This window comes from Pontibacter sp. H249, assembly GCF_037892465.1.
Taxonomy (GTDB): Bacteria; Bacteroidota; Bacteroidia; order Cytophagales; family Hymenobacteraceae; genus Pontibacter.
Genome location: NZ_JBBKTR010000001.1, coordinates 221,547 through 237,655, shown reverse-complemented (window position 1 = coordinate 237,655; position 16,109 = coordinate 221,547). Strand labels below are relative to the sequence as shown.

5 protein-coding genes are annotated in these 16,109 nt (G+C 44.6%); 4 read left to right on the top strand and 1 reads right to left on the bottom strand.

What is annotated here, in order from left to right:
* The first annotated feature begins 6 nt into the window (after positions 1 to 6).
* The 3 genes from WG943_RS00955 (at position 7) to WG943_RS00945 (ending at position 7,400) form a co-directional block, all read left to right on the top strand.
* Positions 7 to 999 carry a PorP/SprF family type IX secretion system membrane protein gene (locus WG943_RS00955; protein WP_340406216.1) on the top strand — a complete coding sequence of 331 codons (993 nt, stop codon included), beginning with the start codon at positions 7 to 9 and terminating at the stop codon, positions 997 to 999.
* Positions 1,000 to 1,309: 310 nt separating this feature from the next.
* A complete protein-coding gene (locus WG943_RS00950; RefSeq protein WP_340406214.1) occupies positions 1,310 to 3,643 on the top strand; it encodes a LamG-like jellyroll fold domain-containing protein in 2,334 nt (777 codons plus the stop codon).
* Between the two features lie 217 nt (positions 3,644 to 3,860).
* The gene (locus WG943_RS00945) at positions 3,861 to 7,400 is read left to right on the top strand and encodes a PQQ-dependent sugar dehydrogenase (protein ID WP_340406212.1); all 3,540 of its coding nucleotides are present in this window, start codon (positions 3,861 to 3,863) and stop codon (positions 7,398 to 7,400) included.
* A 92-nt stretch (positions 7,401 to 7,492) separates the two neighbouring features.
* Here WG943_RS00945 and WG943_RS00940 read toward each other — a convergent pair whose 3' ends face one another.
* Complete coding sequence (locus tag WG943_RS00940; protein WP_340406211.1) at positions 7,493 to 9,391, bottom strand: Ig-like domain-containing protein; 1,899 nt, start codon at positions 9,389 to 9,391, stop codon at positions 7,493 to 7,495.
* An 889-nt stretch (positions 9,392 to 10,280) separates the two neighbouring features.
* Here WG943_RS00940 and WG943_RS00935 point away from each other — a divergent pair.
* The gene (locus WG943_RS00935; protein WP_340406209.1) at positions 10,281 to 16,109 is read left to right on the top strand and encodes an Ig-like domain-containing protein; all 5,829 of its coding nucleotides are present in this window, start codon (positions 10,281 to 10,283) and stop codon (positions 16,107 to 16,109) included.

Below are 16,109 nucleotides of genomic sequence, written 5' to 3'. Positions count from 1 at the left end.
AGTTTTATGAATAGAATTATACTTGTTGCCAGTTGTTTAGTAGCGCTGTGTCTTGGCGCTCAGGCACAAAGCCAGAAGCAGATGGTCAACTTCTCGCAGTTTCAGCAGTATTTTAACCCTTCGTTAACTGGCTTTGAGGGATCTGCCTTAAAAACGCTGTACCGTAACCAATGGACAGGCTTTGAGGATGCCCCTAAAACCATACTTGCTACAGCAGAACTTGATATAAACAGTGTAGGGGTTGAGAAAGGCTATCGCTACAAAAAAAATGGCAACAATTATTTAAATGGCATAAGTGCAAAGCAGGCTTTGGGCTTAACGGTGCTGCACGATCAGTTCGGACCTTCTAAAGAAACACAGCTATTTTTAAGCTATGGCTCTGGCATACGGCTTTCAGAAACGCTTAGCCTGCGTTGGGGAACGGCTTTAACTTACCATAGCCAACGCCTGGACGGCAACAGCCTGACAGTGGATCAGCAAAACGACCCGAGGTATGCAAACATACTCGGAAACACCAACCGGATGAGCAAGGCAGATCTTAACCTGGGTATTTCAGTTTCTTCTGCCAAATTTTATGCTGGATATGCAATGCAGGATATTACAAAAGGCAAGTTGATAAGAACCGGGGATGATTACCTCCAGGATTTCTACACGCAGAAGCATATTGTACAGGCAGGGTACCGTACTCCTGTTACCGAGCAACTGGGTTTAATATTTAATGGTATCTATCAATATGACACTCGCCAGGATAACTTTTTAGAGGGCCAACTGAAAGCAGTGTATAAAAGCTTACTATGGGCAGGTGTGGGCTACCGCAATAATACCGCTTATAGTTTTACCGGGGGCGTGAGGGTTAACCAGTTACGTATACATTATGCTTACGAAACCCCTATACAAGATTCCAGATATATCAGTAAACCCACCAACGAGATTGCACTTACTTATAGTTTTTTTAACCTGAAAAGTGAGGGTGCAAACAAACAAATTCTTTTCTGGTAAGCCACCCATTCTAAAATCTACTAGGTTATATAATGTTTAAACACATTGTAAATCTGATGTTTAGGTGTTTTAGGTAGCAAACAAGAGGAATACAGCGGAAGTATAAATTGCTTTAGCCAAAGCTTGGAACATCCGTTTTTATTTGACGTAATATAACTAAATTCTAATAATCTAATTTCTGCTTACCAGTTAGGCATGTACTGCGATGGTGCAGGTTTCTAAGCTAATCTTTTTTATCCGGTATTTACCGCAGAGAGAATTGGCAGCTTTCTTTAACTGGCTTTATACTTCAACAAGACTTTTTTTACCCATGATATATAATTACAATGCGTTCAGAAAGGGTAATAAGTATAGCAATTCAAATTTAAGTAGTGACTATACGCTAGTACATCAATCCGTAGCCGCCCTTTTAAAGGCTACACTTCTCTTTCTGCTGCTGATGGGCAGCTACAGGGCCGCTGCGCAAACAGCTGGAGAGTGTCCTCCGGGTTTGGTGCATTACTTCGGATTCGATGAAACCACCGCTACTACTTACAAAGACTACGTTTCGCCTGTCACAGCTGGCTGCGCTAACTGTCCGTCGCCAACTGAGGGTATGTTTGCCGGTGCGCAGCAATTTGATGGCAAAGACGATGGGTTGGACATAAACTCTCTGGCTAATTTTGAATGGGGCCCCAACAGCGATTTTACTATAGAGATGTGGGTTCAGGTGTCAGGTAACTCTTCTACAAACAGGGTTATTATGGGGCGCAGTGCAACAGACTCCAGAATGATCTGGTGGATAGGCGTAGATACAAATGGCTATGCAGTTTTCGAACTACGCGACAGAGACTTTAATGGCTTCGTAATGGGCGGTGACGCTAACGGAGTGAAAGTAAACGATGGTAAATGGCATCACATTGCTGTTGTAAGAGATGGCCGCGTAAGAAGAAACAAGCTTTATGTGGACGGCTTTGCAGTTGCCAACTTCGAGTTCGACTATAAAAACAATTTCGAGAGCATATCTCCGGTTAATATTGGCTATCTGAACCTCGATACCAAATACCGCTACAATGGCAAGCTGGATGAGTTAATGGTATACAACCGTGTGCTGGAAGAGCCAGAAATGCGAAGCCGTTATAACAAAGGTGCCGGCAATTATTGCGGTCCTGAACTTGTAAAGCCTGCTATTGTTTCTGAGCCGGTTACTTTCGGTGTGGTTGGCCAAACATACCTGTACGATGTGAACGCATCAGGTAAACCTAATCCAAGCTATAGTATAGTTTCCGGTCCTGGCGGCTTAACTATAAATGCCACTACAGGCGAAATTCAATGGGCTCCTACAGCTGCAGGTACGTTTGATGTAACTGTTAAAGCCGCTAATAGCAGCGGCGAGGCTTCTCAAAGCTTTAAAATAGAAGTTAAAAAAGATATAGGAGAATCAGCGGGCCTTATGCACCACTGGATGCTAAATGAGACAACAGGCCAACGTTACAAAGATTTTTATACGCCATTTGATGCCACAACAGACGGCGACGCTAAACCTAAACCGGTAAACGGCGCAGTGTCCGGCGGACAGTGGTTTGACGGAAAAGACGATAAACTGGAAGTGGAGGAGGGCCAGAATTTCGATTGGGCGCCTAACGCCAGTTTCAGTATAGAGCTTTGGATGAGAACAACAGGCAGCACTTCGGGTAACAGGGTTTTATTAGGCAGGCAGGCCTTGGAGTCTAATGTGCAGTGGTGGGTTGGTGTAGACGGGAATGGGCAGGCCGCCTTTCAGTTGCTGGACATCATGTTTGAAGGCACCTTTGTAGGCAACAGCGGTCCTGTACTCAACGATGGCAAGTGGCACCAGATTGTAGCTGTACGAAATGGCGCTAACGGTACAACGCTGCTTTATGTTGATGGTGAACAGCGAGCAAGCGGTACATTCAACCATCGATACGGTTTCGAAAGCGTGTCTCCTGTAACCATGGGTTACCTTCAGTCAGGGCAAGGATATCATTACGAAGGCGACCTGGATGAGGTGAAATTGTTTGGTCGGGTATTATCGCCAGACGAAATAGCAAGACGCTACCGCGAAGTATATGATGCCATTACAGAACTTATCAGCTTTACAGGTGAGTATCGCAATGGCAGTGTATACCTGGATTGGGCAACAGCTGCTGAAGCCGATATGAAGAACTTTGAAATAGAGCGATCTGCAGACGGAGAGTTTTTTGAACCAATCGGTGAGGTAGAGGCAGCAGGTAACAGCAATGTGCGTGTAGACTACAAGTATACTGACACAGAGCCTCTTCCGGATAAGTCTTACTACCGCTTGAAAATTAATAAAGTTAATGGTGCCTTTACCTACTCTAATATTGTAATTATAGAGCACACTGGTCCTATCGCCTCAACTTTCATACTTTACCCTAACCCGACAACTGTTAACGAAGAGGTTTCTGTAGAGCTTGGCAACTTACCTAAAGACGAGCAGGTGCAGGTATTTATTTCAGACTTAAAAGGTAGAGTGCTGGTACAAGAGGTGCTAACCGTGGAGCAGAATGGTAACCTGTTATTCGTGATTCCTGTTACTGATAATTTTAGATCAGGAATATATAACGTATCTGTTACAACTAGCAAAAGCACAATTAGTAGAAAACTAGTTGTAGCCAGGTAAAGCAGAAATATAACATAAAGTATATGCTTGCTTTGCATAGTTATATTTAATGGTATTAAGTTCATATAACATACCCTATGCAATAGCGTACTACTAATATAATAAAATAGGTATAAACCAATGTGAAATACATAGACATAGTCGGCATTTCATCCACCACCTAATATGTAAAGGTAACGCCTTATGTACCTTTAATCCATTTATTTAAAGTATAAACATGATGAAATTTTACAAAGAATGGAGCAGCGATGCTTTACTCTTCAGGTATCCTTTTGCCTTTTTTGAACATTTTAATAATAGAGTACAAAGTATTTTAGTAAAATTCCTGCTCCTGTGCTTTTTTGCTTGTTTAGCAACTGCTGCTCATGCACAACCTACCGGCTTTGTAGAAGAGGAGATTGGCGAATCTTGGAATGCTGCCGTAGGCCTTACCTTTTCTAAAGACGGACAGCGTATGTATGTCTGGGAAAAAGGTGGTAAAGTATGGATTGTGGAAGATGGCCAGCGTTTGCCTGTACCTCTACTCGATATTTCAGAAGAAGTAGGAGACTGGGGTGATCATGGCCTTCTTGGCTTTACGCTAGACCCGAATTTTGAGAGCAACGGCTACTTCTATGTGTTGTATGTAGTAGATAGACACCACTTAATGAACTTCGGCAAAGGAAGTTACAGTGCATCAGTAAACGAATATTACGATGCTACCATTGGTCGTGTAACCCGCTACACTGCTAGCAACAAAAGAACAGCTGACCCTGCCAGTAGAAAAATTTTATTAGGAGCAACGCCAGCAACGGGTATACCAATTACCTACGAGTCGCATGGCGTGGGCACTATACTTTTTGGTGAGGACGGCAATCTTATCATATCTACCGGCGATGCCGCCACAGCTGGCTGGCTCGACAAAGGTTATGATCCTAAACAACCTAACGATACATATGTGCCACAGGCGCTGCAGGATGGAATTTTAACAAAAAACGAAGATGTAGGTGCTTTCAGGTCACAGCAGATACAGTCGCTGAGTGGTAAAATTTTGCGCATCAACCCTTCTACAGGCCGAGGAGTCCCTTCTAATCCATTTTATAATTCTTCCAACCCGGATGCACACGAATCAAAAGTATGGGCACTGGGGTTACGTAACCCTTTCCGATTTACCATTCGCCCTGGCAGTGGCGGACCAGATAACCCCGGTGCAATTTACGTAGGCGACTCTGGCTGGCAAGGATGGGAAGAGGTGAATGTTGTAACCGAGAAAGGTATGAATTTTGGCTGGCCTATCTACGAAGGTCTTGAGGCTCAGGTTTATTACGCGAATACCGGTGTAGCTAATCCTTTTGAGCGCAATCCATTATTCGGTCAGGGTAACTGTACGCAGGAGTACTTCTTATTCCACAACTTGTTAGTGCAGCCGAAGAGAACTGAGGCGCCATACTTTGGCAACCCCTGTAAGTATGATACGCCCATACCAGACAGTCATCATAAATTCGTACATGCCCGCCCTGCCATAGACTGGGTAAATGATATTGTAAAGAACGGAGTAGAACCTGCTGCGAATGCACGTGTAGGTACTTTTGATGGAGAAAACCCTACAGTTGCGAAGATCGGCGCACCTGGTTCTCCGGTTACAGGTCCGCAGTTCTATGGTAGCTCATCTACGGGTGGCGTCTGGTATACTGGGAATGATTTCCCGGCAGAGTTTCAAAACACATATTTCTTTGGAGATTATGGTGCTGGATGGATCCGAAACGCATCTTTTGATGGCACAAATAAGCCAACAGAAGTCAGAAACTTTATCAGTTCAGATGCCAACGTGGTAGCACTTGCTACTAACCCGGTAACAGGTGGCTTATATTATATCAATTATGCCACTCAAATTAAAAAAGTATCATACTTTGATGGTAATACACCGCCCAAAGCTGTGGCCGAGGCTGATAAATTGTTTGGAGGCAGTCCGTTAACCATCAGGTTTAGCAGTGCTAAGTCTACGGATGCAGAAGGGCAGGCACTTACATATGAGTGGGACTTTGGAGACGGATCTGCGAAATCAACAGCAGCAAATCCTACACATACTTATACTTCTACACAAATTGGCCAGCAGTTTACTGTTACGTTAAAAGTTACCGACTCAGAAGGGCTTAGCTCTACTGCCAGAATCACGGTATCGGTAAATAACACGCCACCAGTTGTAAATATTACTAGTCCTGCAGAGGGAACAAAGTATCCGCTATCAGATAAAACAGTTTACCAACTGCGTGCCCATGTAACAGATACCGAACACAACGCTGACCAATTAACTTATGAGTGGCAAACCGTACTGCATCACAACACGCACGTGCACCCAGAGCCAATCGATAATAATAAAGAGACATCTGCTACAATAACCCCAATTGGCTGCGATAGCGAAATATACTTTTATAGGATCAACCTGAAAGTTACTGATGCCGGTGGATTATCAGCTACAGATTACGTGGACCTGTACCCGGATTGTAATGGAATGGTGTTAAAGTCTGTAACGGTTGTGTCCCCGGAAAATAATAGCACCTACGCTTTAGGAGCGCAGATTCCGCTTAAAGTTAAGTTTATGGATGCAAGCAGGGTATGGAACAGAGTAGAATATTACCAGGGCAGCAGCCTGATCGGAACTTCTAATTCAGCTCCTTACGATTACAACTGGACAGGCGCACATGCTGGTAGTTATAGTATCACTGCAAAAGCGGTTGATGTTGATGGACATGAAGTTGTTTCTGACCCTATAAGTATCATGGTGGGTAGCTCAAGCCAAATTGTTCTGGGAGATTGTTTACCAGGTTTAATACATTATTTTGGCTTGGATACTGAAGCAGCAGATCAGCATAAAGACTTCGCATCAACTGCAACAGCAAACTGCGAAAATTGTACTGAATCTGTACCGGGCCTGTTTAACGAGGCGCAAAGGTTCAGAAATACAGATACAGGCTTAGATATAGCGAATGTTGCTAACTTCAACTGGAACAAGGATGTGGATTTTACAATCAGTTTCTGGATGAAGAGCAGCACCAAGAGCAGTACAAACTCAGTAATTATTGGCCGAAACGCCATTAACAGTAGAATGCACTGGTGGGTTGGCCTTAACACGGAGGGACAGGCCATGTTTATGCTGAAGGATGTAGACCATGTGGGTATATTTTTAGGTAACAGAGGCCCAAGCCTGACGGATGGTAAATGGCACCAAGTTACGGCTGTAAGAGATGGCAGCAACAAGAAGAGCAGGCTGTATGTAGATGGTGTACTACTGGAAGAAGCAGAATACTTCTACACCAAAGGCTTTGAAGGCCAGGCACCTGTAAATATCGGCTACATGCAGCTAGACCATGGTTACCATTATGCCGGAGACCTGGACGAGCTTAAAGTATATAACCGCGCTATACTTGCCGAAGAGGTGGCTTCTACTTATAACAGCGGCAATGGTAGCTACTGCGGCAGCAAGGCACTTGGAATTGTTGATAATGAAAACTTTGCTGGTACTTTTGAGGTGTTCCCGAACCCCAACCGCGGTGATATGGGCATTTATGTTACTGATCTGTTACCAGGAGAAGCAACAAGACTTATACTCACAGACATAACGGGCAAACAAGTATTTGTGAAAGAGGCAGTAGCCACATCTAAAGGTGTTGTGCAGCTTAAAATTACCTCCGAACTTAACTTAAGCTCCGGGTTGTATAATCTGGTACTTACCTCCCCAGACAGAAGTATTAGCCGAAAAGTAGTTATTGTAAAATAATTTGCAAACGTACTGGTAGAGCCAGTGGCAAAGTATAAAAGCAAAAAAAGGCGCCTGTTAATGCAGGCGCCTTTTTTTGCTTTTATACTTTGTTATTCTTTAATCACCTTTACCGATTCGGTTTTACCCTGTGTATCAGTATATGTGATAAAGTATAAACCACTTTTTAATCTTGTGCTAGACAGGTTAATCTCCAGTTTATCGTTTACAAGATTCAAGTTACCCTTCTCCTCATAAACTACTTTACCTGTTTGGTTCTGCACTACTACACGCTGCAGCGCTACTTTTTTGGCAGTAAGATCAAGTATAACAACATCTTTGAATGGATTTGGATAAGCTGTTCTGTTATCAAATTTCATGTCAGAATCAGTAGTACCAGTTCCACCACCAGTAGAGCCTCCAGTTCCGCCAGCTGGTGGCGTTGTAGCGACTGGTGCTTGCTCTACAACTATCGAAACGGCAGCTGAAGTTTTGGTTGCACCCTTGTCGTCTGTTGCTTTGGCTGTTAAGCTATGTGTACCTGTTTTTGCGTCAGTCCAGTTGTATGTAAAAGGAGCCTTAACCGCCTCGCCCAACTTTGTTGAGCCAGCAAAGAACTCTACTTTAGCTACCTTGCCGTCAGCATCCGTTGCGTTAGCCGTAATAGCAATTGCTTTTCCTACAGTTATCTTAGCGCCACCAGTTGGTGAAGTGATCGCCACAACTGGAGCTTGATTTGGAGTTGGTGCCGGAGCAGGAGTTGGTGCCGGAGCAGGAGTAGGCGCTGGAGCTGGTGCTGGAGCCGGAGCCGGTGATGTAGCACCTGTACCGTTTGGCCCAAGCTTAACTCCGTTTTGTGCCAGCTTTTGGTTCCAACGTGTAAACTCGTCAGACTCCATTTGTAGCGTAACAGTGCCAGGTAAGAACGTGTTGTTTGTGAAAGCAGCGTCTTCGGCAACAGAAATGTCGTTACGATCGTTGGTGTAACCCCATGCATTGATGGCCACCACGTTGTTATCAAGAGAGTTGTTGAAGGTGGTGTTCTTCTTGTAGTAGTCCTTGCTCCACAGTCCAGAGGTATAGAAAGTAAAGCGGCTGCCATTCTTGAAGGTGGCCGAATTGATGGCGCGGTTGTGATGGTAGCGCACGTTATTACCGCCGGCAATACCCATGGCATAGTTACCTACGTTTACCAACTGGTTGTCGTGAGCCTCGATATAAGCCGGCGCGATAGAGATATCGCCGTCACCGTCAGTGATGATACCGCCGCCAGTATACTTGGTGCCAGTGTGCGGAATAGGGTAAGCACCCTCAATATAGTTGTTGTGGATCTTGATTAGCTTTCCAGCCTCGCCCTTGGTGTTGTAGATGTTGATGTTATCCTCCACCGCAGAATTGCCGGCCTCGTTAACAACCTGGTTCCAGGCCACTTCTACGCCGGGCACTACGCCACGGTAGTTGAACTGCACAAACTGTGCGAAGGTAGTACCTCCGTGCACACGGCCATCGATGTTTTTGGCCTTGTTATAGCGAATCTTGATCGAGTTGGCGGCAGAACCGTTGCCGTCGTAGCGCTGGCCGATGTAGATACCTGCCGTGTTTTCCATGTAGCAGTTCTCCACCACGATATTTCTGAACACGTCCACGCCCAAAAATCGACGAGCTTTCTTATAATCCTTCCACGGAGTAGGAGTTAGGCCGTAGCCGTTTGTGTGGCGGATGGTGATGTCGGCTTGGTTGCCCAATGATCTTACAAGAGGACCAGCGCCGCGGATGTTAGAGTTAACAATCACTACTGGCTCTGAGGTGCGGATCTCGACAGCGGAAACCTCCGAGTCGCGGGACTCCCAGTTACCAGTGTAGGTACCACCTTTGGTGATAACGATCGGACCACTGTAAGACTGGGCAAATAATTTTGAAGTTGGGAAAAGTACACACAAGGTTAAAGTGAGCATAAAGGCAAGGATTGCCTGGCTAGCTCTCTTATGTGAATAAGAGGTTAGTGAATTCATCTTCTTTGGCTAAAAAGTTGAAATTTAATTTTACTAATAATATGGTCTTTGCTTTTATATCTGGTTGTGTTGGCGCACATTACAGATTAGCTTATGACCTTCTTTTAACTACTTTACTTTTAGTGTGTGGCTAATTGATTCATATTTAAGTCGTTGCAAATATAGGCTGGAAAATTTTATAAATACCAAGCTTTTAAATTAATTTTCTTAAAAAAATTATAGCATGTGGGAATAGTTAAATTTATTCCAGTCTCAAAAGCTTGTTATAGAGTTAATACAGGCTTGTTTTTGTGTGACGTAAAAGCTGCTTGAAAGTTGTTTTTAATGGAATAATCATATAGCATGTGGGTTTCATGTTTTTGCTGATGATACAGGCTGCAAAAAGAAAGATAAAGTGCAGATAAAGCTTTGAAGTGCACTTTCTTTGAATCTTATGCGCAGTATATAAATATAACTATTGTTATATACTTGCTTCCCGTTATGTTAATGATTTAGACATAGCTTATTTCATACCAATTATAGTCAAGGCTGCAACTGGTTACAAGTAGTTCAAATAGGGAAGGTTATCTACAGTTATACCTTAAAATAAGGTACTTAGATAAGCTAATCATTTTGGTATATAATCCATATATCATTGTTGGTTCTCCAAATTACCATTAACAACCCACTCTTTGATTGAAGAATATAATTGGTGATCAGCTGTTCATGTTGAATTAGTTATTTCAGCAAATATACCTGCCTTAACTACCATTTAAGTATTCTTCAAATTAATATATAATTATTTTATTATTATATATACTTTTATTTATGTATAACGTATCTCGTCATTAAACCCTGATTGTGCTGTAGCCATACTATTGTGCAGGTGTTACTAATCCTACAGATACTTATGATCTCTTTACTGCTTAGAGCTTTCGTATTTCTTATCTTCTTCACCGTTGTGGTAGAAGGCAGGTCTCAGAGTATGTTCCAGTGTAAAGCAACTGTTAGCGCAGATGGCCCTTTAACTATTTGTGCTGGTGGCAGTGTAAGACTTACAGTTGATCAGAAGGGTTTCGCCTATACTTGGTATAGAAACGGAAGCGAAGTATCTGGGCAAAAAGGAGAATTTTATACTGTTACAGAGTCTGGCAGCTATACTGTACGCATCGATAATAAACCTATCTGTATGCCAGCGACTGTTACAACCTCTTCGCCAACAATAGTGACAGTAGCTGATTACCCGGTAGTTGGCTTTACAGTGCCGGCTGGCGATTTGTGCGCAGGTTCTGCCATCAAGTTTACAAATACATCAACCGGAGAGGGCTTAACTTATGCCTGGGACTTTGGAGACCCTGACTCAAATGCAAAGAATACAAGTTCTGATGCATCCCCGACACATGTTTATAAAGGCTTTATAGGTTCATCAAAAAAGTATACTGTAAAGCTAACAGTAACAAACAAATCTGGCTGTGAGCAAATAGTAGAAAAAGAGATAACAGTGAGAGAGGGGCCCGATGCTACACTGGTTGATGTGGATGCAGGTGATTATAATACTCCGTTTGTACGGTGTGCCTCTAACCCTACGGATATAAATTACACAGTTAATGTAGAGAACAGATCAGCGACAAAAAGTATAAACCAGAGTTATAAAATTGATTGGGGAGATGGCTCGCCTGCAGAAACATTCCCTAGTAGCTTTACAACGGCCTCGCATACTTACCGGAAGCGGGGTGCTTTTACCATTGCATATACTGTTACCGGAAGTTCAGGCTGTACATCAACAACAACTTACCAAGCCTATAATGGGAGTAACCCCAGTTTATCGGTAGGTAGTCCGGGTAATACGGTTGGTTGTGCACCAGTAACCTATACTTTCCCGATAAGTGGCGTAAAAGATAACTCTCCGGCTACAAAGTATACTTTCCAGTTTAACGATGGCACGCCTGCTTATACTTTTACACAAGAGAATATACCAGAGAGCCTTACCCATACTTTTAACCGGGGTTCGTGTGGCATGTCCGGAGATGCGTTTACCTTAACTGCTGTGGCTGAGAATCCCTGCGGTACAACGCCAATAGTTGTAGGATCTATCAAAATTGCTGCACCTCCGCAGGCAGGTTTCACGGGCCCTGATGTAGCCGTTTGTACAAACGAAGTTATAAGTTTTAAAAATACTTCTGTAGCGGGAAGCTACTTTACCAATTCAGGTGCCTGCAACAGTAATTCCAATTACAGCTGGAGTATATCGCCGGCAAATGGTTGGGAGTTTACATCCGGATCAACAAGTGCATCAGAAAACCCAGACATCATCTTCACAAAGCCTGGTACTTATACTATTAGCCTATCATCTAGCAACGGGTGTGCTGTAGGTGTTGCTACCAAAGTGATTAAGATAATTACGCCTCCAACAGCTGCCTTTACCATAACACCTGACCAGGGTTGTAAAGATCTGCAGGTAGCAACCACTAATACCTCTACTGGAGATGAATTATTGTATTCCTGGTCGGTGGTTCCAAAAACAGGCTTTACCCTTGCCAGCGGCACACTTACCAGCACAAATCCAGTATTCAATTTTACAGATGTCGGGGAGTATATCATCACTCTTAAGGCATACAACGACTGCGACTCAAGCAAGGTATCCCAAAAGGTGGTTGTAAAGGATAAACCAACGGTTTCGCTACCTGATAAACAGGGCTACTGCAGCCCACTAACCATAACCTTTGATGCTTCTGATGCTGCTCATAAGCCGGAGTTCACAGAAAATAACAGTGGTATAGTAACTTATACCTGGAAGGTAACTGGCAATGCTACGTTTGTAAATGGTACAACCGCTAAATCTCAGTTTCCTGCCATTAACTTTCCGGAAGAAGGGGTTTATACTGTCACACTGGTTGCCACTAATGAGTGCGGCGATTCAGAAGAAGCCACGCAGTTGATCACCATTGCTCCTCCTGTTGCTAATACCATCAGTAAGGATCAGACAATTTGTGCAGGCAGCACACCAGCTATACTTACCGGGTCGGTGCCCCCTGGTGGTCAGAGCATCACTTATACTTGGGAGTTAAGTACTACAGATGCTGCCTCTGGGTTTAAGCCGATTTCAGGTGCATCAGAAAGTGATTTCTCTCCGCCTGCGCTTACCCAGACTACCTGGTTCAGAAGAAAAGTTAATACAAGTGGCTGCGATGCCATCTCTAATGTTGTGCAGATTACTGTTAATCCGACTCCTGATGCTCCTGTTGTACCCGGGAAAACAGTATGCGCCGGTAATATGGTAGTACTTGAAGTGGATAGTCCTGCTGGTGTGTATGAATGGTTTGATGATGTAGCAAGTATAACGCCCATACATGTAGGTTCGAGCTATGAAACGCCTGTGCTGCAGGCAACTGTAACCTATTACGTGCATACAAAAGGCAGCCAGGGTTGCCCAAGTAGCAGAGTAGCAGTTACCGTAACCGTTGACCAGGTAGTAGAGAACAACACCATTGCCGGTGATCAGGCGATTTGTACTGGAGAGCAAGCCCAGGACCTAATGGGCTCAACACCAACAGGCGGTACCGGAGTTTATACTTATCTGTGGGAGCAGAGCGCAGACAATAAGGTGTTTACCGCTGCAACCGGAGTAAACTCTTCCAAAGATTATGAACCGGGTATCATGTTGCAGGAAACCTGGTTCAGGCGTCGTGTTATTTCAGGCAGGTGCGAAAGTGTGTCCGATCCTGTGCAGATTGCAGTTAACGGGCTTATCACAAACAACAGCATCAGTGCACCTCAAACTATTTGTACAGGTTCGATGCCTTTGCCGCTTAGTGGAAGTATACCAGCCGGCGGAGATGGAAGCTATACGTACCGCTGGGAAATGAGCACCGACGGCCCTACCGGGATCTTCACAGCTGCCCCTGGCGATAATCAAAAAGCAGGCTACGAGCCAGGTATACTTACTAAAACCACTTGGTTCAGGCGCGTGGTACTTTCCAATATCTGCTCTAACGCGTCGGCTTCCGTCGAGATCACGGTTAACGAGAATATTGCCAATAACGTCCTAGCCCAGGATCAGACTATTTGCCGAGGCAACTCCGCTGTTATTGCGGCTAATGAGCCAACAGGAGGAAATGGTAGTTATATCTATCTATGGGAGGTAAGCACCCTGAACGAAAACGAAGGTTTTGTACCGGCACCCGGCAAGAACAATGAGCAGGAGTATACTACAGCTATACTTAATCAAACGTCGTGGTTCAGAAGAAAGGTAGTTTCAGGGCCTTGTGTAGAGCATTATAGCGTTGCTACTAAAGTAACAGTTAACGCCGTGCTTAGCCAGAACACCATAACTGGTGAGCAAACTGTTTGCGCTGGCGCAGCGCCTGCTTTGTTAAATGGATCTGTACCGGCTGGTGGCAGTGGTGTTTATACTTACCTCTGGGAAAGCAGCACGATAGGACCTGATGATGGGTTTGTACCTGCAGCAGGTGTAAATAATGCTGCGACTTACCACGCAGAGGCCCTGACGCAAACAACTTGGTTTAGGCGCTCTGTTCTCTCTGAACCATGTAACGCTTTGGCAAGTAATGAGCTAAAAATAACTGTACTGCCTGTTATCAAGAATAACACTCTGGTAGGTTCACAAACAATTTGCACAGGTACTGTGCCGGCAGCGCTGGTTGGCTCTGCACCAACAGGCGGTAACGATTCTTATACTTACCTTTGGGAAAGCAGCACTGGGGGAACAGTATTTACAGCTGCTCTTGGTAAAAACAGTAGTATAACCTACCAGCCACAAACCTTAACCCAATCCACCTGGTTCAGAAGGGTGGTTACTTCCGGAGGCTGTGCAGATTTTAGTGAGCCTATACTTGTAACAGTTAACCAGGAGATATCAAACAACAGTATATCTCAGGACCAGCTTATTTGCGTGGGAGCTACACCTGCCACCTTATTTGGCTCCGATCCGCAGGGCGGAGACGGGAACTATACTTATCGTTGGGAAAGCAGCACCTCTGGCCCCGATGCAGGCTTTGCGCCAACACCTGGTGATCGTGAAAGTATAAACTATACTCCTGGCGCTATCATAGAAACCACATGGTTCAGGCGCGTAGTGTCGGCAGGGCCATGTGCTTCCAGTTACAGCTTTCCAATTAAAATAACGGTTACGCCTCCAATTGCTAATAATGCCATCTTTATGCCGCAGGCTATTTGCGAGGGTACAACAGCAGCAGTATTAAAAGGCGCAACTCCAACAGGCGGAAATGGCGTGTATGTTTATGTTTGGGAAACCAGTACCACCAGCGCAACAGGCGGTTTTGCTCCGGCAGCCGGTATAAACAACCAAGCAGATTATACTCCGGACCAGGTGCCAGTTACAAGTTGGTTCAGAAGAGTAGTTTATTCCGAAGGGTGTACCAGTGTGTCGGTTGCAGTGCAGATAACGGTAGTGCAGCCAGTGGCAAACAACATAATCAACTCCGACCAATTAGTTTGTGAGGGAACGATGCCTGCCACTTTACATGGAACAACACCTGTGGGTGGTGACGGCAAGTATAAGTATAGCTGGGAAATGAGCTCAGACAATGTAAACTTCCAATCGGCACCTGGTGTGGCGAACGAGGCTGATTATTCTCCAGGACCACTTAACAGGAATACCTGGTTCAGGCGCATTGTAACGGCTGGCCCATGTGCTGCCTCTGTAAGCGCATCTGTTAAAGTTACGGTAAATACGCCGGTTGCAAACAATACGATTGGGTCTCCTCAGCTTATATGCGCCGGCACAAAGCCTGGTATTTTACATGGGTCTGTACCAACAGGCGGTAGCGGTAGTTATACTTACCTATGGGAATATAGTACGACAAGCGCCACCACAGGCTTCGCACCTGCAGCAGGTACTAACAATGCAGCCACTTACGCGCCAGGTGAGCTAAGCCGCACTACCTGGTTCCGAAGGAAAGTTATCTCGTTGCCTTGCCAGGAAAGTATAAGTTATGCCGTTTTGATAACAGTGCAGCCTCAACCTGCCTCGCCAACAGCTAATGGAGCAAGGGTTTGCCCCGGTACAACAGCCACACTTGCCGCTACTGCCTTCGCAGCAACCGATAGGCTTGAATGGTTTGACCAGGAAGTGGGAGGGATACCGCTGCAGGTGGGCAACTTTTATATCACTGAGCCTCTGATAGCCACTACAGATTTCTATGTGCAGACTGTGAACCAGTATGGCTGTGCTAGTAAACGAACAAAAGTAACAGTTTCTGTTATAGAGCCTGTTGCAGATGCAGGACCTGACATAACTATTATAAGTGGACAGATAGCCCAGTTAGTTGCTAAAGGTGGTGTAACCTATAAATGGTCTCCAGCCGACGGATTGTCAAACCCGGACATTGCTGACCCTGTGGCCTCTCCTGAGCAAACCACAACCTATACAGTTACCATAACTACTGCAGACGGGTGTATAATAACAGATGAAGTTACAGTAACTGTGCTGCCTGCCATAAAAATAGCCAATGCACTTACCCTGAATGGGGATGGAGTGAACGAAACTTGGTTTATCGAAAACATAGAACATTATCCTGACTGCCATATCGAGGTGTTTACCAGGTGGGGAGCCAAGGTTTTTGAGTCAGTTGGGTACAGAGAACCTTGGGATGGCACTTATCAGGGAGTTAAGCTGCCAATGGCTGCTTACTACTACATCATCAAACTAAATAAAAACGAGAATCCAATCTCAGGTAGCATCACACTTATAAAATAA